The 21,330-nt window shown below is 71.0% G+C and carries 15 protein-coding genes; 2 read left to right on the forward strand and 13 right to left on the reverse strand.

The genetic code is table 11. The features are described 5' to 3' along the window. Positions 1 to 5 precede the first annotated feature (5 nt). The 12 genes from VZL07_RS27210 to VZL07_RS27265 all read right to left on the reverse strand — a co-directional run bounded on the left by VZL07_RS27210 (position 6) and on the right by VZL07_RS27265 (position 18,335). Entirely contained in the window at positions 6 to 1,313 is a 1,308-nt protein-coding gene (locus VZL07_RS27210) for a DUF58 domain-containing protein (RefSeq protein ID WP_426750693.1), read from the reverse strand. Beyond that, positions 1,310 to 2,302, reverse strand: a complete 993-nt coding sequence (locus VZL07_RS27215; protein WP_426750694.1) for an AAA family ATPase — start codon at positions 2,300 to 2,302, stop codon at positions 1,310 to 1,312. Before VZL07_RS27215 ends, VZL07_RS27210 begins: the two co-directional genes overlap by 4 nt. After that, positions 2,299 to 3,579 (reverse strand): DUF4350 domain-containing protein, encoded by a 1,281-nt coding sequence (locus tag VZL07_RS27220; RefSeq protein WP_426750695.1) that lies wholly within the window; start codon positions 3,577 to 3,579, stop codon positions 2,299 to 2,301. Before VZL07_RS27220 ends, VZL07_RS27215 begins: the two co-directional genes overlap by 4 nt. Further along, on the reverse strand, positions 3,572 to 5,590 hold the full coding sequence (locus VZL07_RS27225; RefSeq protein ID WP_426750696.1) for a DUF4129 domain-containing protein: 2,019 nt from the start codon (positions 5,588 to 5,590) through the stop codon (positions 3,572 to 3,574). Before VZL07_RS27225 ends, VZL07_RS27220 begins: the two co-directional genes overlap by 8 nt. A gap of 3 nt (positions 5,591 to 5,593) precedes the next feature. Continuing rightward, entirely contained in the window at positions 5,594 to 5,863 is a 270-nt protein-coding gene (locus VZL07_RS27230) for a hypothetical protein (RefSeq protein ID WP_426750697.1), read from the reverse strand. 54 nt (positions 5,864 to 5,917) lie between these two features. Beyond that, on the reverse strand, positions 5,918 to 7,465 hold the full coding sequence (gene rho, locus VZL07_RS27235; protein WP_426750698.1) for a transcription termination factor Rho: 1,548 nt from the start codon (positions 7,463 to 7,465) through the stop codon (positions 5,918 to 5,920). Positions 7,466 to 7,721: 256 nt separating this feature from the next. After that, entirely contained in the window at positions 7,722 to 10,199 is a 2,478-nt protein-coding gene (gene sppA, locus VZL07_RS27240) for a signal peptide peptidase SppA (RefSeq protein ID WP_426750699.1), read from the reverse strand. Positions 10,200 to 10,247: 48 nt separating this feature from the next. Then, positions 10,248 to 11,447, reverse strand: coding sequence for a PEGA domain-containing protein (locus VZL07_RS27245; RefSeq protein WP_426750700.1), 1,200 nt, complete (start codon positions 11,445 to 11,447; stop codon positions 10,248 to 10,250). 36 nt (positions 11,448 to 11,483) lie between these two features. Next, complete coding sequence (locus tag VZL07_RS27250) at positions 11,484 to 12,938, reverse strand: PEGA domain-containing protein (RefSeq protein ID WP_426750701.1); 1,455 nt, start codon at positions 12,936 to 12,938, stop codon at positions 11,484 to 11,486. A 105-nt stretch (positions 12,939 to 13,043) separates the two neighbouring features. Further along, positions 13,044 to 14,975 (reverse strand): DNA gyrase/topoisomerase IV subunit B, encoded by a 1,932-nt coding sequence (locus tag VZL07_RS27255; RefSeq protein ID WP_426750702.1) that lies wholly within the window; start codon positions 14,973 to 14,975, stop codon positions 13,044 to 13,046. 12 nt (positions 14,976 to 14,987) lie between these two features. Next, on the reverse strand, positions 14,988 to 17,363 hold the full coding sequence (locus VZL07_RS27260; RefSeq protein WP_426750703.1) for a DNA gyrase/topoisomerase IV subunit A: 2,376 nt from the start codon (positions 17,361 to 17,363) through the stop codon (positions 14,988 to 14,990). A gap of 306 nt (positions 17,364 to 17,669) precedes the next feature. Beyond that, positions 17,670 to 18,335 (reverse strand): hypothetical protein, encoded by a 666-nt coding sequence (locus VZL07_RS27265; protein ID WP_426750704.1) that lies wholly within the window; start codon positions 18,333 to 18,335, stop codon positions 17,670 to 17,672. A 104-nt stretch (positions 18,336 to 18,439) separates the two neighbouring features. Between VZL07_RS27265 and VZL07_RS27270 the strand changes: the two genes are divergently transcribed. Continuing rightward, positions 18,440 to 19,096 (forward strand): MBL fold metallo-hydrolase, encoded by a 657-nt coding sequence (locus VZL07_RS27270; protein WP_426750705.1) that lies wholly within the window; start codon positions 18,440 to 18,442, stop codon positions 19,094 to 19,096. A 177-nt stretch (positions 19,097 to 19,273) separates the two neighbouring features. Further along, entirely contained in the window at positions 19,274 to 20,560 is a 1,287-nt protein-coding gene (locus tag VZL07_RS27275; RefSeq protein WP_426750706.1) for a hypothetical protein, read from the forward strand. A 381-nt stretch (positions 20,561 to 20,941) separates the two neighbouring features. Here VZL07_RS27275 and VZL07_RS27280 read toward each other — a convergent pair whose 3' ends face one another. Beyond that, positions 20,942 to 21,247, reverse strand: coding sequence for a hypothetical protein (locus VZL07_RS27280; protein ID WP_426750708.1), 306 nt, complete (start codon positions 21,245 to 21,247; stop codon positions 20,942 to 20,944). Positions 21,248 to 21,330: the final 83 nt, after the last annotated feature.

Genomic DNA, 21,330 nt, shown 5'->3' on the forward strand with positions numbered 1-21,330 from the left:
CATGGCTACAGCACGCCGCGCGCCTTGATGTCCAGGTAGCGGTTGACGGCCGCGAGGCTCAACTCGTCCGGCTGCACGTCGAGCATCTGCACGCCGCCCTGGCTCACGCGCGCCTTGAGCACCTCGCGGTCCGTGAGCAGCTCCGACGCCACCGCGTGCTGGAACGCCTCTTCCGGGCCGGGAGGTGGCGTGCGCAGCAGCTTCTGGAGCGCGGTGTCCTTCACCGACAGGCACAGGGGGACGTGCCGCCGCGCCAGGCGGTGCAGCGGCGTCACCATGGTGGAGGCCTGCTCCTCGTCCAGGAAGTCGGTGAACACGCACAGCAGGCTGCGGCGCGTGAGGCGGAGGTTCAGCTCCTTGAAGAGGGCCAGGTAGTCCACGTACGTGAGGCTGGGCGTGGTGGCGTAGAGCGTGTCCACCATCTTCCGGTACTGCGCGCGCCCGGCCGCGGGCGGCAGGTAGGCCTTCACGCCATCCGCGAAGACGGCCAGGCCCACGCGGTCCCCGTTGCGCACGGCCACGAAGGCCAGGAAGAGCGCCGCGTTCACCGCGTGGTCCAGCTTGGTGAGGCCGTCCACCTGCGCGGCCATGGAGCGGCCCGCGTCCACGCAGATGAGGATGGACTGCGAGCGCTCCGACTCCAGCACGCGCGTCACCGGACGGCCCCGTCGCGCGGTGGCCTTCCAGTCCACGTCCCGCACGCTGTCGCCCTGGGCGTAGTCTCGCAGGCGGGCGAACTCGCTGCCGCGTCCGTCGCGCCGCAGCTGGCGCAGGCCCAGGTTGACCAGGTCCAGCGCCGCGCCGGACAGCAGCAGGCGGTTGGCGCCGCGCAGGTCCGGGTACACGGCGATGCCCTGCGCGGCGGGGAACGCCCGCTCGTGCGACACGAGCCCCAGCGGCCCGCGCACCCGGACGTGGACGTCGCCAAACTCGAAGCGGCCGCGCCGGGTGGGCGTCACGCGGTACACCCAGCGGGACTCGCTCTGCGCGGGCAGGCGCAGCGGCGCCTCGTCCGGCGTGGCGCCGAAGCCGTCCGGCACGTCGTCCCGCACGCGGGCGTGGATGGCGCCGTCACTCCGGTGAATCAGCCGCAGCACCACCTTGTTGGCCACGCCCACGTTGAGCCGCGCCGGGAGCACCCGGTGGACCTCCAGCCGGGCCCGCCGCGCGGAGAGGCCGTCCACCACCGCCAGCGCCAGCACCAGCGCGTCCAGCGCGAGCACGACGCCGCCCAGGCCGGGGCTGAAGCCCGCCAGCATCATGGGCAGCGCGAGCAGCGCCAGCAGCACCCACAGGCGCGGGGTGGGAATCACCGGGGGACCTCGACGCCGTGCACCACCTCGCGCAGCACGTCCGAAGGCGTGGCGCCGTCCAGCTCCGCGTCCGGCGACAGCAGCAGGCGGTGCTTCAGCACGGGCCCCGCCAGGAAGCGCACGTCGTCCGGCGTGACGAAGCCGCGCCCGCGCAGCGCGGCCAGGGCCTTGGCCGCCAGCAGCAGGTGCACGCCCGCGCGAGGCCCCGCGCCCAGGCGGATGCGGCTGGACGCACGCGTGGCCGCCACCAGCTTGCGGACGTAGGCCAGCACCGGCGGCTCCACCGTCACCTCGTTGAGCGCGGCGCGCGCGCCCAGCAGGCCGTCCTTCGCCACCGCCGCGTTGACGCCCGCGCGCTGCAGGTCCCCCGCGTCGAAGCCGCGGTGCACCGAGGCGAGGATGGCGTCCTCCTCTTCCGGCGCCGGGTAGCCCACCTCGATTTTCAGCAGGAAGCGGTCGAGCTGCGCCTCGGGCAGCGGGTACGTGCCCTCCGACTCCACGGGGTTCTGCGTGGCGAACACCGTGAAGAGCGGCGAGAGCGGCAGCACGCGGCCCTCCATGGACACCGAGCGCTCCTGCATGGCCTCCAGCAGCGCGGACTGCGTCTTGGCCGGGGCGCGGTTGATTTCGTCCGCCAGCAGCAGGTCCGTGAAGATGGGGCCGCGCACCAGCGTGAAGCCCTGCGTCTTCAGGTCGAACACGCTGGTGCCCAGGATGTCCGCGGGCATCAGGTCCGGGGTGAACTGGATGCGCTTGAACTCCGCGCTGATGCCGCGGGACAGGGCCTTGGCCATCAGCGTCTTGGCCACGCCGGGCACGCCCTCCAGCAGGATGTGGCCGCCGGCGATGAGGCCGACCAGCATCAGCTCCAGGGCTTCGTCCTGGCCGACCACGGCCTTGCGGACCTCGCTCAGCACGGCCTCGCGGATGGCATGGGCGGCCCGCACGGCGGCGCCAGTGGGAGAGGGGGCGGGCAGGGTGTCGTTCATGTCGTACCGGAAGGGCTGGGCCGGGCAGCGCCGGCGGAATGGAGACGTTGGCGCAGCTGGGCCGCGTGCTCGGCCAGCCGCTGGAGGTCCGTGTCATCGCCCACGACGGCCGACCTGGCGGTGAGGGCCTCGAGCCCCTGGGCCAGGTCCGCGCGGCCGCGCTCGCGCAGCCCCTGGGCCACGGCGGTGGCGGCGGCATGCGCGGGCAGGCCCGCGTGCAGGGCCAGCTCCTGGGTGAGGCCGCGGAGGATGAGCCCGGCGGCGAAGCCATGGTGCCGTCCCTCGCGGTACAGGCGGCTCATGGCGAAGAGCGCGTCGGTGGCGCCCACGCGCGTGGCCTGGGGCGGGGGACGCGGGCGGCCGAAGCGCTTCAGCGACACCGACCACAGCGCCACACCGAGCAGCAGCTGCAGGGCGGCGAAGTGCAGGCCGTAGCGGCGCGCGAAGTCCACCACCGAGCGCTCGTTGGTGAAGCCATGGTGGAACTCGTCGAACGCGTAGGGCCCTGGCCCCAGCGCGGTCAGCGCGCTCAGCCAGAACTGGGCGTTGTCCGCGCGCGCCAGCGCCTGGTTCATGGCCAGCTCCGGCGCGCCCACCACCAGCACCCGGCCCTGGCCGTGGGGCACCATCGCCGCCACGAACATGCCCAGCCGCTCGTCTTCCAGGACGGGGACGGCGCTCGCGGGCAGCTCCAGGTAGGCCTGGACCTTGGCCTCCACCCGCTCCACGCCCAGCGTGTACGGCGTGGGCTGTGGCGGCACCAGCGTCCGCATGGGGAGCGTGGTGTCCGCCTTGAAGAGCTTCACGCCCAGGGCGTCCAGCAGCGGGTTCTCCCGAGAGCCCCAGGGGACGTAGACGAGGCTACCGCCCTCGCGCACGTGGGTCAGCAGCTTCTCGGTCTCCTCGGTGTCCAGCCCGACGGCGCGGAAGGTGTTGAAGCCGGAGCGGGGCACGTTCTCGTCGGCCAGGCCCGCGTCGGGCTCGGCGGCCAGGGCCGTCTGGTCCGGGTCGGCCTCGTAGGCACCGTCGATCTCCACCGCGAGCAGCACGGGCGTCCCGGCGTCAGAGAGGACGTGCAGGTCCGACATGCGCCGCGCCACGGGCAGGCCGCTCTCCTGGGCCAGCAGGAAGAGCGCCCGCGCGCCATCGTCCTGCGCGCGGAACGTGGACAGGGTGTCCGCGAACTCGTTGCGCCGGGCCCCCCGGACGAGGAAGGAGGCGAGCACCGCGGCGAGCAGCAGTCCTCCCACCACCAGCAGCGGGAAACGGTCACGCACCGGCCACCTCCGGGTGGGGCGGCGCGGACAGGAAGGGCTCGGTGAGGGCGCGGAACTCGCGGTAGCCCTCCGCGCCCACCGGCAGGTTGCCGTACCACGCGAAGTCGAAGCGCCGCGTCAGCTCGCGGAAGGGCGCCTTCCATTCCGTGCGGCCCCGGAACTGGCGCAGGTAGTCCCAGTTGCTCAGCGTCTCGTCGTAGAGGATGGCGCCGTCCCGGTGGAGCCGGGACAGCAAGGCCAGGTAGAGGCTGCGCACCGCCTCGCGGTACTCGCCCCGCGCGGCCAGCTCGTCCGCGAGGTGCGCCCAGCCCTCCGGCGGGCGGGACAGCGCATGGTTCGCGGTGCCCGCGAGCGTCTGCGCGTCCACGGTGGACACCTGCATGTCCGCGTCATCCGGCCCTCGCCGGCTCCGGTTCAGCGCGCGCAGCAGCACCAGGCCCAGCACCGCCACCGTGAGCGTCACCAGCACCACCACCAGCACGTTGGCCACGTGGGCGCCCGACTCCCGTGACTGGACGGCCTCCGTCCGAGCCGGCGGCTCCCGCTTGAACAGGTCCTTGAGGAGCTCGCCCAGCCAGTCGGTGAAGCGGCGCCACCAGCCCGGCGGCTCGGGGGGCGGCATGGGCTCGGCGAGGTCCTTCTGTGCCTGCTTGGGGGCGGCCTCCGCGAACTCGGGCCGGGAGAGGATGTCCTTCGCTCGCGTGGCGGCGGCCCGTGCGTCCGCGCGCGCCTGGGCGTCGGCGGTGGCGCCCATCATCGTGAGCCCGTGCTGCAGCGCGCTCCGTGCCGCGTCGCAGTCCTCCTCGTCGAATGCCAGGCGCTCCAGGCGGCGCACGAAGCGGTCCAGCTTCACCGCCTCCGTGGGCCCCAGTGCCTCGACGGGCGAGCCCAGCTCCGCCGCGTCCCCGGGCGTCATCGCCTCACAGGCCTCGGCGACGTCGGCCAGCCGCTTCAGGGCCTCGGCGCGGGGAATGGGCTCGGACGCGCCGTTGTCCTGCGCGTGGGCCGACGCTGGCGCCAGCACGCCCAGGCCGAGGAGGACCACCAGTCCGAGCGCGCCGCGAGACGCGCCCGGCGGAGGCAGGGGGCGCCCCACGTTGCGCGCGGGAAGCTGCTGGACGGCGGCGAGCAGGTCGAGCCCTTCCTGCCGCACGCGCCCATCCACCAGCAGCAGCGTGGCCGCCGCGGCGCGCACCGGCTCGAAGAGGGAGAAGGTGGTGGTGGCGAGGAAGAGCAGCCACGTGTCGTTGTCCAACGAGGCGAAGCGCTCCGCGAACGTGAGGTCCACCCCCACCAGCTTGCGGCCCAGGTACAGGAAGGCGTTGAGGGCGATGTGCAGGTTGAAGAAGGCCAGCACCTGCACGACCATGAGGAGGAGCTGGGCCCAGGTCGCCGTGCGGCGCGCGGGGCCGAGCAGCCGCGAGCATGTCCCGTACAGCCTCAGCGGGCCGCCGCGTCCCTGCATCACCGCCGCGAAGCTCACGCCTTGGACCGACATCGCGATGAAGCCGAGGCCGAGCGCGGCCACCACCAGCAGGGCGTTGAGTCCCAGCAGGTAGGCCAGGGCGACGACGAGCGGGGGCATGGTTCCGAGCGCGGCCCTCAGCGCGAAGATGCCGAGGGCGAACATGGGCGCCACCAGCAGGGCATTGAGGCCCAGCAGGTACCCCACGGCGATGAAGAGTGAGGGCATCCTTCCGAGCGCGGCCTTCAGCGAGGCCCACGTGGAGGGCGTGCCCTGCGTGCCCAGCAGCACCTCCTGCACGTGGTGGCAGGCCGCGCCCTGGCCCAGGCCCCGGAGGAACCACGCCAGCGTCAGCAGCAGCGTGGGCACGCCGAGCGGCCAGCCCATGCGCATCGACTCCGCCAGGTACAACATGGCGCCGACCACGGCCGCGCCACCCGGCAGCGTGAGGGCCCACACGCCCGTGTCGCGCGTGCAGTAGCGCAGCGTGGCGTCCATCATGGCGACCGCGTTACGGGGGCGCAGCTCGAGCGCGGAGACGGCCATGGGCTAGCTCGCCACCCAGCCGGCGACCACGTGCACGCTGCCCCAGACGAACGCCATGCTCACCAGCGCCAGCACCACGTTGGCCACGGTCCACTCGCGCCGCTCACCCGGGCCCTCCAGCGCCTCGAGGCGCTGGGCCAGGCAGCTCGCGCAGCGGTTGATGCCCTCGAACTGCGTGGTGCATTCCCGGCAGATGACGCGCCGGCACTCCACGCAGACGCCGAGGCCGGCGCGCTCCGGGTGGTAGTGGCAGCGGCCCGAGCCCTGAATCATGCCGCCACCTTACACGCACACCCGGGCCCGCCGCACCTCTCCCGAAGCGAGCGACTACAGCTCGTCGAGGAACTCGTCGTTGTACGTGTAGCGCGACAGCCGCTTCACGAGCGCCTCCATGGCCTCCACCGGCTTCACGGAGAAGAGCATCTGCCGCAGCTTCTTCACCTTCTCGTACTCGCGCAGGGTGAAGAGCTTCTCCTCCTTGCGGGTGCCGGACTGGGCGATGTTGACCGCGGGGAAGACGCGCTTCTCCGCGAGGAGCCGGTCCAGGGTGACTTCGGAGTTACCGGTGCCCTTGAACTCCTCGAAGATGACCTCGTCCATGCGGCTGCCGGTGTCGATGAGCGCCGTGCCGATGATGGTCAGCGAGCCGGCCTCCTCCGTCGCGCGCGCGGCGCCGAAGATGCGCTTGGGGCGCTCCAGGGCGCGGCTGTCCACGCCGCCGGACATGGTGCGGCCGGAGTTGTCCACCTCCTTGTTGAAGGCACGGGCCAGGCGGGTAATCGAGTCCAGGAGGATGACCACGTCCTTGCCCGACTCCACCAGCCGACGCGCGCGCTCCAGGGCCAGCTCCGCCACCTTGAGGTGGTCCGCGGTGGGGCGGTCGGAGCTGGAGGCCAGCACCTCCGCCTTGATGCTCCGCCGCATGTCCGTGACTTCCTCGGGCCGCTCGTCGATGAGCACCACCATCACGTGGCACTCCGGGTGATTGGAGAGGATGGCCTGGGCAATGCGCTGGAGCATGATCGTCTTGCCCGTCTTCGGCGGGGCGACGATGAGCGCGCGCTGTCCCTTGCCGATGGGCGAGATGAGGTCCAGCACCCGGGTCACCATCTCCTTGTGCCCGTTCTCCAGCTTGAGCCGCTCGGTGGGGTCCACCGACGTCAGGTCGGAGAAGTGCGGCAGCCGCGGCGCGCCTTCCAGCGGGCGGCCGTCCACCGTGTCGACCTTCTGGATGACGCCCTTGTGGCCCCGCATCTGCGCGAAGGCGGTGATGTACTGGCCCTGCCGCAGCCGCAGCTTCTGGACCAGGTTCTTCGGCAGCTCCGGGTCATCCGGCGCCGCCAGCAGGTTGCGCTTGAGCTGGCGCAGGAAGGCGTTGGGGCCCTTCACCTCGGTGTCCAGCACGCCTTCCACCGGCGACAGGTTCGCCTGCTGCGAGGCCTGCTGACCGCCGCCGTGCTGGCCGTGGCGCGCGTGCTGCGGGCCACCGTGTCCGGGCTGCTGCTGTTGTTGCTGCTGCTGCTGTTGCTGCTGGGCCTGACGCTGGCGGTACTGCTCCAGCTCCTGCGGCGTGAGGAAGACCTGGACCTGCTGGCCGTCCGGCCCCGGCTGCATCCGGTAGGCCTGGCCGTCCGGGGTGAAGTGGACCTGCGCGCCACGACGACGGCGGCGACGGCGGCGGCGGCGGCCCGTGCCCTGACCGGGCTGCCCGGGGCCGTTGCCCTGGGAGCCCGCCGCGCCGGACTCACCTTCGTCGGGGCCCTCGTCATCGCCCTCGTCGCCCCCGTCGTCATCCGGCTCGGGCGGGGCCACGGCGCGGGCGGCGGGAACAGGAGGGGCTTCACGTGGGTCGCGGTTATCGGGGTTTTCGCTCATCGGAGTTCCAGACTGTGTGCGCCCCGGACGGCCGCTCCGGGAGGAGGGCGGGGACGCAAGGTGACTCAGGCCGTGGGACAGGAAGCGGACGCGGGGCCCTGGAGACGAGCAGGCCGAACCGCCGGTTCCTGGAGCACCCTGGCGGCCCGGAAGCCGTCCGGGGTGCATGGGTAACAGTAACAGAGGCCGGGGACGGCGCCGCCGCTTTTTTCGCGCGGTGTCGTCCGGCGGACCTCCCGCCGTCACGGGCGGGGGATTACCGGACGGTGAGCTGGAAGGGCATCATGGCCTTCACGCCCGGCTGGAGCATCGTCAGGCTCAGCCCGGCGGAGCGGGCCAGCGCCCGCAGCGACTCCGGCAGGGCGGGCTCCTGGCGAGGCAGCAGCGACAGGGCCGCCCGCACGCCCGGCTCTCCGCCCAGCCCGGAGAGGAAGCCCCGTGCCTCGCCCATCACCACCAGGTCCAGCTCCTCGCTGGGGGCGATGCCCGCGCGCATCCTCGCTGCGTCCACGGCCTCCAGGAGGCCGCCCAGCTTGTCCACCAGCCCCCGGGCGAGCGCGTCCTGGCCGCTCCACACCCGGCCGCGCGCCACCTCGTCCACCTTCGCCTTGTCCATCTTCCGCCGCAGCGCCACCTCGGTGATGAAGTTGTCGTACGACGCGTCCGCCCATGCCTGCGCCGCGTCCTGCTCCTCCTGCGTCCAGGGGCGCCACAGGCCCAGGATGTCCGCCATCGGCGCGCGCGAGAGGCTCTCCTGCTGGATGCCCAGCACGCCGCTCAGCAGGCCCTCCAGGGCGGGCTTGATGTAGAAGACGCCGATGCTCCCCGTCAGCGTGGTGGGCAGGGCCAGAATCTCGTGCGCGCCCACGGCGGCGTAGTAGCCACCGGACGCGGCGGCGTCACCCATGGAGGCGATGACGGGCTTGTGCTTGGCGGCCTCCACCACGGCCTCGTACATCAGGTGGGACGCCAGCACCTCGCCGCCGCCGGAGTCCACGCGCACGACGATGGCCACCACGCTCGGGTCCGATTGGGCCTGCTCCAGCGCGCGAATCACCGTCTCCGCGCCAGCGATGCGGCTGAAGCCCAGCGGGTCCTCGCGGCTGCGGCCGCCGGTGATGTCGCCCAGCACGGGCACCACGGCGATGCGCCGCCGCCGGCCCCAGCGGCCCTCGCGCTCGTCGCGCGGCGCGTAGGTGGTGCTGAAGCGCCCGCCGGGAATCAGCTCGGCCACCTTCTTGTCGAGCTCCGAGGAGGAGATGACGCCGTCCACCATCCCCAGCTCCATGGCGCGCTTCGCGTTGGGAAGGCCCAGCGCCCACAGCGCGTGGAGCTTCTCCAGGGGCACCTTCCGGCCTTCCTGCACCGCCTTCTCGTAGACGGCCACCTCCGTGTCCAGGAACGCGTTGGTCGACTCGCGAGCGGCGTCGCTGGGCGTGTCCCGCGTGAGCTGCTCGGGCGCCGTCTTGAAGCGGCCCACGCGCGCCACGTCCCAGTGCACGCCCAGCTTCTCCATCGTCCCGCCGTACGACTGGAGGTGCGCGCTCAGGCCGTTGATGTAGAGCAGCGACTCCGGCAGCGCGTAGATGCGGTCCGCCGCCGAGGCGATGAAGTAGCCCAGGTCATCCGCGGACAGCACCACCGCCATCACCCGCTTGCCGGAGGCGCGCAGCCGCAGCAGCGCCTGGCGCAGCTCCTCCGCCTTGCCCCAGCTCACCCCGGGCAGGCCCTCCATCTTCAGCACCACGCCAGCCAGCCGCTCGTCCTGGGTGGCCAGGTCCAGCCACCGCGTCAGCCGCAGGTACGGGTCCGCCTCGGTGACGCCCAGCCAGGACAGGACGGGGCTGGAGCCGCCGCTCAGCGCGTCGTTCAGGTCCAGCATCGTCACCACGCCGCCGCGCGGCGCCAGCGAGCGGTAGGTCTCCGACGACAGCCGGACCGCCACCACGTGGTCCAGCCCGGACCTCGTCCCGCCCGCCGCGTAGGTGAGGCCCAGGTGCGAGGTGTCCAGCGTGGCCGCCACCTGGAGCGCCACGGGCATCCCGGAGGTGAAGCCGTGCGACACGCCCGCGCCCAGGCGCAGGCCCGGAATCACCTCCGCGTTGAGGGTGTACGTCGCCTGGCCCTGGCGGAAGGCGCCCTCGGAGAAGAGCCAGTCCACGCCCAGCGTGTAGCGCTCGTCCAGCGGGCGCAGGCCCAGCCCCAGGTTGTATTGCCGCTTCAGCGCCAGCGCGCCCTCGCTGGGCGCGTTGACGTCGCGCACCACCGCGCCCACTGACAGCGCGCGCAGGGGCCGCGCGGTGAGGCCGACGTCGAAGGTGTCCAGCGAGTCGATGTCCCGCTGGGCCGAGCCATACGCGTGCCACGAGGCGCCCAGCTGCAGCGTACGCGTGCCGAGGGAGAGGCCCAGCGAGGTGCGGCGGTAGTCCGGCTCCGCGCGGCCACGAATCCACTCCATGGAGCCGCCAATCCCCAGGCCCAGCAGCCGGGTGGCCAGGAAGACGCCGTCGCCAAGCCCGTCATGCACGAGGTTGCGCTCGTGCAGGTAGAAGAGCTGGCTGCCGTTGACGAAGCCCAGGCCCGCGGGGTTGAGCGACAGGGCCGTGGCCTCGTCCACCAGCGCGGCGCCCGTGGGCGGCAGCGTCACGCCCCGGGAGGGCAGGGCGGGCTGGCGGATGACGCTCGTCTGGGCGAGCGCGAGGCTGGGGAGGAGCAGGAGGGCAAGCAGGCGCATACGCCCCGGGACTCTAGGCATCAGCCGTCCCGGGACAAGCGCCGTGCGTCACCAGTCCTCGGTTCCGGACACACTGTCGAGCGGGTCGTCGCCCGCCTTGGCCTTCTTGTCCTGCGCCTTGGCGCGGCCGCCCCGGTCCTCCGAGGACCAGTCCTCCATGCCCCCGCGGCTGTCCAGCGGGTCGCGGCTCTTCGACACCTTCTCGCCAACGCCATTCACCAGGTGGTTCACCACCCGCTCCATCTCCTGCTTGAGCTGGCCGTACTCGTCGCCCTGGACCGACATGCGCCGCCCCGCCATCCTCTGGCCGGTGCGCGCGTCGTAGTAGCCCAGGATGAGCTCGGAGCCCTCGCCGTTGGAGCGCAGGGTGCCCACCATGACGCGGTCCAGGCCCAGCGACTGCGCCATGGCCGCCACGCCGGACGCCTTCTCACCGGCGCGGTTGACCTCACCCGCGACCCGGTCCAGCTGCGCGTCATAGGCCTTGTAGGATGACGTGGGCACCAGGTTGGCCGTCACCTCGATGTCGTCCGTGCCCACCTCCATGAGCTGGCCGTGCTGGCGGAAGCCCGGGCGCTCCACGCGCAGCAGGTGCTTGCCAATGGGCAGCGCGGGCAGCGTCACCGGCGTGTAGCCCACCGCCTCGCCGTCCACGAAGACGCGCGCGCCGGCCGGACGCGACTTCACCGTGGCCGTGCCCCGCAGCAGCGACGTGCGGCTGGTGGCCACCTGCACGCGCAGGGCGAGGAACTCACGGGTGAAGCGCTTGGGGGACAGCTCGTGCGTGGGCGACAGCGCCATCAGGTCGATGAGCGCCAGCTTCGCCTCCTCCACGTCTCCGCGCAGGTGCAGCACCGCGGCATAGAGGGCCAGCGCGTCACACAGCGGCGAGCACCCCCGCATGGCACCCGCCGCGCCCTGGAGCTCCTTCAGCGTGGCGCGCACCTTGCGCTCCGCCTCTTCGTATTCCTTCTTGTCGAAGGCGGCCAGGCTCTCCGAGTAGCCCTTGCGTCCGCGCTCCAGCGAGGCCCGGGCCTCCGGGTCTTCCGGCATGCCGAACAGGTCCTCCGACTTGCGGACGCTCATCCCCGCGAAGTGGGAGAGGGCTTCGTTCATGTAGCCTTCCATCTGCACGCTGGACGCCTCGGCCCCCGGGTCCATGGGCACCAGGAGGGTGGAGACGCGGCGCGACTGGGGCGGGGCCGCGAGCGCTAGCGCAGGAAGGAGGATGAGGGCGAGGGCTTTCATGGGGTGACCTTGGAAACAGGGCGGCGCGCAGAGGCCTCAGAAACCGATACCACCGGAGACGGGGTTGTAGGGACGGCCCTTGTCGTTGGACGTCGCGATGAGGACGGCGCCCGCCGTCACCGCCGCCGCGCCGCCCACCACCGCCCAGAACCAGGGGCGCTTGATGAGCGTGCTGAAGGTGTTGCCCTCCGTGGCGCGCGGCAGCGCGACGCCGTTGACGAAGGCGCGCACCTGGTCCGCCGCCGCGGTCGGGCTGTTCTTCGTCGCTCCCGGCGCCAGCGCAATCTCCACTCCGCGCAACCGCGCGCTGGAGCGCACGTCCCATGCCTGGAGCTCCGCCTCCAGCCGGCCCTTCTCTCCGCGCGACACGGCGGCGAGCACCACGTAGCGGGCGTTGAGCCGCTCCGCGATGGCCAGCGTCTCCGGTGGGGGCGTGTCCCGCTCGAAGGCCTGCTCGGTGGAGGCGTGGGCCGCCGCGTCGCGGACGGCGGCGAGCCCCGGGGTGGCCTCCAGCGTCGCCTTCACCTCGGCGCTCTGGCCGGATGCCACCTCCGTGTACTGCGCGAAGGATGAATAGCCAGGCAGGGACACCACGACGGGGTGCTGGCCGGCGGCGACCTCCACGCCCTTGAGCGGCGTGACACCCAGCTCGCGGCCCCGCAGCACCACGTTGGCGCCCTCCGGCTTCGACTCCACCACCAGCGTGCCGGCCGGGCGCGCGGCCACCTCGGTGCGCGCCTGCTCGAAGGCCTTCAGCACGTCCTGGCCGAAGAGGGCGGCGTCGGGGACGGTGGACGGCTCCGCCGCCACCGCGCGCCGGAAGGACTCCTGGGCACCGGCGGAGTCTCCGTTGAGCATCCGCGACGCCCCCAGGAACAGGTACGTCTGGCCCAGCCGCACCGTGCTCAGCTCCGCCGGGTGCTGCGTGTAGGCCTCCGCTGCAGCGACGAACTTCGCCTCCGCCGCCTCCGGGTCCAGGTTGTCGTAGTCGGAGCGGCCCTGCTCGAAGAGCGTGTCCGCGCGCGCCAGCGAGGCTGGCGGCGGAGGAGGAAACACGGCGCTCAGGTCCACCAGCTCCACGCCGCCTGCCTTCAGCCCGCGCCGCAGCTCGTTCTCCAGCTTCATCGCGGCCTCTTCGACCGCGGGCGTCCGCGCCACGGCGAAGAGCGCCACCGGACCCGTGGCCGTCACCGCGGCGGCGGTCGGCGCGTCCACCTTCGAGGCGGGAGCTTGCGCCGCCTGGGCGGGCGCGTCCGGGCTCACCTGCGGGGGAACCTGCGTGGCCGACTCTTCCCCAGGGGGCCCGAAAATCGGGGGCTCGATGGATTCCTCGCTGCCCGCGTCCTCGGCCGGAGGCGCCTTGGTCGTCTTCACCGGCTGGGCGGCAGCGGGCTTCTTCTTGCTGGCCTTCTTCCGCGCCGACTGCCCGTAGGCAGGCGAGGTCGTCAGCACAAGCGCGAGGAGCAGGGAGAACCGGCGGAACGTAGTCACAGCGCGGATGCTAGCCGAGCCGGGGCTCTGGCTCCAAAGTCCTGCTGCCCCTCGCGGGCCCCTCCGGGGTGTGAGGAGGGACCCGCGCCGGTGATTCCGCCCAGACTAGACGTCCAGGTCCTGGACCTCGCCCGCGCGCTCCATGATGAACCTGAAGCGGGCGCTGACGTCCTTGCCCATCAAGTCGTTGATGAGGCGGTCGGTCTCCAGCGGCTTGTCGATGGTGACGCGCAGGCTCATGCGATTCTTAGGGTCGAGCGTCGTCTGCTTCAGCTCGTCGGGCGTCATCTCGCCCAGTCCCTTGAAGCGCATGATGTTGGGCTTGGCGTTGCCCTTCGCCTTCTCCTTGATGATGCGGTCGCGGTCCGGCTCGTCCAGCGCCCAGTACGTCTCCTTGCCGATGTCCACGCGGTACAGCGGCGGCTGGGCGATGTGGATGGTGCCGCTCTCGATGAGCGGGCGCAGGTGCCGGTAGAAGAAGGTGAGCAGCAGCGTGGCGATGTGGTGCCCGTCGCTGTCGGCGTCCATCAGCAGGAAGACGCGGCCGTAGCGCAGCTTGCTGATGTCGAAGTCCGAGCCGATGCCGCAGCCCAGCGCGGACACGATGTCCTGGAGCTCCTTGTTGGTCGTCACCTTGTCGGTGGACGCCTGCTCCGCGTTGAGCACCTTGCCGCGCAGCGGGAGGATGGCCTGCGTGCGCCGGTCCCGCCCCTGCTTGGCGGAGCCGCCTGCGGAGTCACCCTCCACGATGAACAGCTCGCTCAGGCCCGGGTCCGTGGACGAGCAGTCCGCCAGCTTGCCCGGCAGGTTGAGCCGGTGGCTGACCGCCGTCTTGCGGCTCACCGCCTGCGACGCGGCCCGGCTGGCCTCGCGCGCGCGGGCGGCGAGCACGATGCGGGCCACCACCGACTCGGCGATGGACTTGTTGTCGTTGAGCCACTTCTCCAGCGCCGGGCGCAGCACGCCGTCCACCTGGCCGCTGACCTCGGGGTTGTTGAGCCGCCCCTTCGTCTGGCCCTGGAACTGCGGCTCCACCACGTAGGTGGACAGGATGGCGGTGATGCCCTCGCGGATGTCCTCCGCGGTGAGCGTCACGCCCTTGGGCGCGATGCCGTGCGTCTCGATGTAGTTGCGCACCGCCTTCACCACCGCGCCGCGCAGGCCCGCCTCGTGCGTGCCGCCCAGCGGGGTGGGGATGCCGTTGACGTACGAGCGGATGTGCTCGTCCGTGGCCTCCGTCCACGCCAGCGCCGCCTCCAGCCGCACCCCGTTGTCACGCGAGTGGTAGAAGGCCGTGCTGCCCGCGGGCACCAGCGGCTTCTGTCGCTCCGACACCACCTTGGTGAGGTACTCGGCGATGCCGCCGTCGTGCTTGTACGTCACCGACGTGGGCGGGCTGGACGTCTCGTCCTTCCAGACGACCGTCATGCCCTTGTGCAGGTAGCTCTTGGCCTCCAGCCGCTCGCGCACCAGCTCCGCGTCGAACTTCAGCTTCTCGCCGAAGATCTCCGGGTCCGGCTCGAAGGTGACGGAGGTGCCCGTGCCACGCGCGGCGCCATCCACCTTCAGGGCGCTGGTGGCCTTGCCGCGCGCGTACGTCTGCACATGCTTCTTGCCATGGAGCTTGATCTCCACGACGAGCTTGCGCGACAGCGCGTTCACCACCGAGCTGCCCACGCCGTGCAGACCGCCGGAGTGGATGTAGTTGCCCTGCTCGAACTTGCCGCCCGCGTGGAGGGTCGTGAGGATGACCTCCACGGCCGGCTTCTTGTATTTGGGCATGATGTCAACGGGGATGCCACGCCCGTTGTCGACGATGGTGACGGTGCGGCCGTCCTTGTGGAGCGTCACCTCCACGGTGGAGGCGTAGCCGTTGATGACCTCGTCCACCGAGTTGTCGAGGATCTCCCACAGCAGGTGGTGATACCCCGTGCTGTCGGTGCCGCCGATGTACATGGCCGGGCGCTTGCGCACCGGCTCCAGGCCTTCCAGGACCTGGATGTCCGCGCCTGTGTAGGTTTCCTTCTTCGTCGCCATGGCGTCCTCTGCCTAGTCCTTCTTCTCGGGCAACGGGATGAAGGTGACGGGCCGCGCCACCTCCTTCACGGCGTCGCGCTTCGACATCTCGTGGCCCTTGCCGCCGCGGCCGGTCACCTCGTACTTCGCGGGGGACAGGTGCAGCTTGCGGCCCTTCTGCGTCTCGAACTCCAGCTTCGCGTCCTTGTTCGCGGGCGGCACGACGAGGAAGTCCACCACTCGGTCGTTGCCGTCCACCTTGATGACGGTGACGCCCTTGCCCGGGCCGGCCAGCTCGTTGACCTCCGCCACCTTGCACACCAGGGCGTTGGTCTTCTCCGTCAAGAGCGCCAGCAGGTCGCGGTCGCCCACCGGCTGCACGCCGATGATCTCGTCGCCTTCACCCGTCTTCGCGTAGCGGCGGCCGGCGCGCGTGGAGACCTCCAGGTGCGGCTCCAGCGGGAAGCGCATGCCCAGGCCCTGCTTCGTCACGCCCATCAGCTTCTGTGGGCGCGGCAGCCGCGCGTCCAGCGACAGGGCGGACACCACGCGCTCGCCGTCGTCGAACTTGAAGAACTTCTGCACCGGCTCGCCGTAGCCCGTGGACGCGGGCACGTCGTTGAAGCGGGTGACGTAGGCGGTGCCGAAGTTGCTGAACAGCACCAGGTTCGCCTTGAGGCTGCCGGCCAGCACCGCCATCACCGCGTCGCCTTCACGCAGGCGGGTGGTGGACGGGTCCTTCACCTCGCGCACGCGCTTGACCCACCCGTCGCGGGTGATGACCACGTGGGCGTCCTCGTCCGCGATGAACGCCTCGGCGCTGAACTCCATCTCCTCGGCGCCCGCGCCGCCGATGCGGGTGCGGCGCTTGTCGTTGTAGCGCGTCTTCAGGTCGCCCAGCTCGTCACGGACGGTGCCCCACACCTTCTTCTTGTCCTTGAGGATGCCCTGGATGCGCTTGATTTCGGCGCGCTTCTCCTTGAGTTCCTTCTCCACCACGAGGATTTCCAGGCGGGCCAGCTTGTAGAGCTTCATCTCCAGGATGGCGTCCACCTGGACTTCATCCAGCTTGAAGCGCGCGATGAGCTTCTTGGCCGCGTCCTGCTTTCCTTCCGACGCGCGGATGATCTTGATCATCTCGTCGAGCGCGTCGTAGACCTTCTCGAAGCCCTCGAGGATGTGGACGCGCCGCAGCAGCTCGCCCAGCTCGTGCTCGAAGCGCTTCGTCACCACGTCGAAGCGGAAGTCGAGGAAGTACTGGAGGATGTCCTTGAGGTTGAGCCGCTGGGGCGCGCTCAGCTCCGGGTTGTCCTTGAGCGGCACCAGGCAGGTGAGGTTGACGCCGAAGTTCGTCTGCAGCGGCGTCTGCTTGTAGAGGTACGCCATCACCAGCTCGGGGTTGGCGTCCTTCTTCAGCTCCAGGACGATGCGCACGTCCTTGGTGGACTCGTCGCGCACGTCGGTGATGAGCGGCAGCTTCCGTTCGCGCACCAGGTCGCCGAACTTGGCCACCAGGGTGGACTTGTTCACCGTGTAGGGGATGGAGGTGATGACGATCTGCTGGCCGCCCCGCTTGAGGTCCTCCAGCTTGTACTCACCCCGGATGCGGATGCTCCCCTGGCCCGACTCGTAGATGTCGCGCAGCTCCTTCTTGTCGTTGAGGATCTGCCCGCCGGTGGGGAAGTCCGGGCCCTTCACCCACTTGAGCAGGTCCTTCGTCACGAGCTGCGGGTTCTCGATGAGCGCCACCAGCGCGTCCACCAGCTCGCCCAGGTGGTGGGGCGGGATGTTGGTGGCCATGCCCACGGCGATGCCCGTGGTGCCGTTCATGAGCAGCTGCGGCACCCGCGCGGGGATGACCACGGGCTCCTGGAGCGTGCCGTCGTAGGTGGGCCGGAAGGCCACCGTCTTCTTGCCCAGCTCCGTCAGGAGCTCGCTGGACAGGGCGGCAAGCCGGCACTCGGTGTAACGCATGGCCGCCGCGCCGTCGCCGTCGAGCGAGCCGAAGTTGCCGTGGCCGTCCACCAGCGGGTAGCGCAGCGAGAAGTCCTGCGCCATGCGCACCAGCGCCTCGTAGATGGAGGCGTCACCGTGCGGGTGGTACTGACCCATGACGCTGCCCACCACCTTGGCGGACTTCTGGTACTTGGCGTCATGCGTCAGCCGGTGGTCGTGGTACATGCCGAAGAGGATGCGGCGCTGCACCGGCTTGAGGCCGTCGCGCACGTCCGGCAGGGCGCGCGAGGTGATGACCGACAGGGCGTAGTTGATGTACCGGCGGCGCGCCTCGTCCGCGAGCGAGGCCGGCACCGACCCGTCACCACTGCCGCCCGCGGCGCCACCCCCGCCACCGCCGCCTCCCCCGGCACCCTGCTTCTTCCGCGATTTCGATTCGGCTTCTGCGAGCATGGTCGTCAATCCACAGGTGAGAACGCCCCGCACCCCGAGCGCGGTGCGCGAGTCGCGCACGCCTCACCTCGGGGGCAGAGGTATGTAACAGGGCGCCCGGACTACCATGCCACCCTGACATTGGGAACGAATTCGGGGGGTTGCGCACTCTCCAACAACACCCACCTATACGCCTGTCCAGTCCTGTCCGCCAGCAGAACCGCGCTCCAACCCCGCGGAATTCCGAGGCCGAAGGCTTCCCTGGCGGCTGAGGAATGGTAGGGACGGGTGGGAGGTTTTAGCCCCCTGGCTGGGGCTCCAGGCGACCTAGCGGGGTGTGGCGTCGCGGGCCTTTCCCCAGGTGCCGTCCTTGAAGATGCGTACGCCCTTGCTGGCTCCGCCGCCAATCATGCCGGGGATGGTGGCCTGGATCGGCTTGCCTCCGGGGGGCTGATACACGACGCGCGCCTTCCGAGCGGCGGGCAGGGTGGCGTTGGTGGCGTCCACCAGGATGTAGACGGTTTCGCCGTCCACGTGGAGGCGCTCGGGGTCCTGGCGGTGGTTGAACTCCGCGAGCAGCTCTCCGTCGTCCACGGAGGTCGCGCCGTTGGTGAGCGCGCGGACCTTCACCCGCAGCCGGGTCTCCGGAGCGGCGCCTTCCTGCTTCGCGTAGTCGCGCACGCCCTGGATGACCACGGCGACGTCCGCGCCGTTACCCGGCGCCTTCTGCGGCAGGCGCAGGCCCGTCTGCTTGCTGTTGTCGGTGTCGAGCAGCAGCGTGGCGTTGGCGCAGCGGCTCTTGCACTCCTCGCCCCAGGGCGCCTTGTCGAAGCGCAGGCGCATGGCGAAGTCACTGCCCTGGGGGCCGACGGTGGCCTCGACGATGACGGGACGCTCGCCATCCGGAGGCGCGGTGTAGCGGAACGTGGGGCGCTCCTTGGCTGCGAGGGCGGTGCTGGCGAGCAGGGTGCAGAGGAGCAGTGGGCGCTTCACGTTGAGACCTCCCCAGGGGGCAAAGGGCTTATTCAAGAGGGAAGCGGGCCGCGCCTTCAAGCCCTGGACGTTAGAGTGGGGCTTGCGTGGAGGAGGATTTCGCGATGCGTGAACCGTATGTGCGGCAGCTCAAGCTCGGCCCCATGGACAACTTCGTGTACCTGGTGGGGCCCCGGCACTCGGACGAAGTGGTGGTGGTGGACCCCGCCTGGGACGTGGACGCGATTGCCCAGGCCGTGAAGCAGGACGGCAAGCGCGTGGTGGGGGCGTTCGTCTCGCACTGTCACTTCGACCACATCAATGGCCTGCCCGACCTGCTGTCCCAGTGGGATGTGCCGGTGTACGCGCAGCGGGAGGAGGTCCAGTTCTCGCCCGAGCTGCGCGAGCTGGGCGGCGCGCTGCGGCCCCTGGGGCCGGGCGACGACGTGCCGGTGGGCGCCGAGGTCTTCCGGGCGCTGCATACGCCAGGACACACGCCTGGCTCGCACTGCCTGCTGGCCGGCGATGCGCTGGTGTCCGGTGACACGGTGTTCATCAACGGCTGCGGCCGGTGTGACTTGAACGGGGGCAACCCGGAGGAGATGTACCGCTCGCTGTCTCAAGTGCTGGCGAAGGTGCCCGACACGGCGAGGCTCTATCCGGGGCACGACTACGCGGACGTGCCGGTGTCGTCCATGGAGGCGGTGCGGAAGTCGAATCCGTACTTCGCCTTCGACAACGTGGACGCCTTCGTCGCCTTCCGCATGCGGCCGCGGAAATAGTCTTGCCGCGTGAGGCGTGTCACGTCGGGATGATCGATGTCTGGCGCCCAACGAGGCGTCACACCGAGGACACGTTTACGGTGAGTGCGTGCCTGTCTATTCAATCGCGCCTGGCAGGAGGCGTCCTCCTCCTGCCGTGTTTCCACGCAGTCCAGGCGTCGAGTCAGGAGCGTTCTCATGTTTCAGGAGCAGCTTTCGCCCCAGTCGCAGCAGATGTTCGGTGAGTCGATCAAGGAGCGGGTCACCGAAGCCGTTCGCGAGCAGATTGTCTCCGCGATTGAGGATCGGCTCGGCCGGGAGGTGCGTGAGCGCGTGGCCGAGGCCCTCCGCAGCGCGATGTTCGAGCGCGGCGGCGGGATGCCGCAGGGTGGTTTCGGGATGATGCCCCAGGGCTACGGCATGCCGGAGCCCGAGCGCATCGCGGACGCGCTTTGTTCCCGCCTGGCGGACGCGCTGCGCGAGCGCATCTGCTTCACCGTCTACGAGCGCGTCCGTGACGGCATCCGCGAGCGGCTGGCCGAGTCGCTGCGCATGGCGATGATGGAGCAGTGGCACCTCGCCACGACCTCTGGCTTCGGCGCTCCGGACGCCGACCGGCTGGCGGAGGCGGTGCGCGGCCGGCTGATGGAGGCGCTTCGTGAGCGCATCAACACCGCGGCGCACGACGGCGTGCGTGAGGCCCTGCGCGAGCGGCTGGCGGACTCGCTGCGCTCGGTGATGTCGGAGCGTGTGCCCGGCTTCAGCCCGAACGACGCGGAGCGCATCGCGGACGCCATCCGCGGGCGCCTGACCGAGGCCCTCCACGAGGGGCTCGTCTACAGCCTGCGTGAGCGCGTGCGCGACGCGCTGCGCGAGCGGATGGCCGAGGGCCTGCGCAGCGTCATGTCGCGCCAGTGGGGCGGCATCGCGGCCGGCTCCTTCGACCCCGAGCGCGTCGCGGTGGCGCTCCAGGACCGGCTGGCCGAAGGGCTCCGGGAGCGGCTCCACTCCGTGGTGCGTGAGCGCGTGCGCGACGTGCTGCGTGAGCGCATGGGCGAGGTGCTGCGCGGCGCCATGGCCCGGCACCGGGGCATGATGGGCCACGGCGGCATGTGGGGCCAGGGCATGTCGATGGGCCAGGGGATGTACGACGTGGACCGCCTGGCGGATGCCATCCGCATGCGTCTGGCGGACGCCCTGCGTGAGCGGCTCATGAGCAGCCTGCGCTCGGAGCTGGACAACGCGCTCCGCTCCCAGCTGCCCGAGGCCATCCGCTCCGCGCTCGGTGAGGCGATGCGCGCCGGTCCGTCCATGGGGCCGACGCCGCACCACAGCGGCTCCGTCGACCCCGAGCGCATCGCGAGCGCGGTGCGTGAGAGCGTGAGCGCCGATGTCCGCGAGCGCGTGGGCGACATGGTCCGCGAGCGCGTGTCCGAGGTCGTCCGCAACGAGCTGTCCAACGGCGTGCACGCGCCGCAGGCGTGATGTGCCGTCTCCCTGGAGGCGCGCGGTGGTGCGGTCTGCCGCCCGCCTCCGGGGAGGCCGTTTCCTCCGTCCGGTGAAGCGCCAGCGCCACGTGCGCAAGCGCGCGCCGGGCAGGTGAAGGACCCCTTCGTCCGGAAAAGCGCCGGCGCCATGTGTGCAAGCGCGCCAAGCAGGTAAGGGCCCCCTATCGTCCGGAGAACCGCTGGAGCGTCGTGTGCGCTCGCGCGCCGGGTGGGTGACGGTCCGTGCAGTCCGAAGAAGCGCCAGCGCCTCATGCGCGCTCGCGCGCCGGGCAGGTGCGGGCCCCCATTGTTTTCGTGAGGCGTGGCTGTGCGTGCTCACACCGCGTGGTGGAATCTCCCTTGAGCGGGGGAGGCGGGCTCAAGCTCGCCGAGAGTGAGCCCTTCGCCATCGCGCGAAGACGGCATCGACCTCTTCGGGGGAAACCGAGATGTACCGGGGCCAGATGTCCCATTTCCGGTGGGGGTAGCCGAGCAGGTTGTTCAGGGTGTTTCTGATCGCGAGCGCTTGATCCTCAGGGGCGTCGCACGCTGGCCATGACGCCAGGATGGCGGCGACTTCCGCCCGCTCGAGCCCGAACAGGACGGGGAACTCCCAATCGGGAAAGAAGGGGCCGTCGACCGCGGCTCGGAGGCACTCCTGGATGACTCGTTCGTCGTCCGTCATGCCTCGCAGTCTACGTGCGAGGCCGCGGATACTCGGCCTGGTTATCGGAGCGGGCGTCCTGGCTCGCGGTGGCCGCGGCGAGG

It is taken from the genome of Pseudomyxococcus flavus (genome assembly GCF_050038885.1).
GTDB classification, from domain to species: Bacteria; Myxococcota; Myxococcia; order Myxococcales; family Myxococcaceae; genus Myxococcus; species Myxococcus flavus.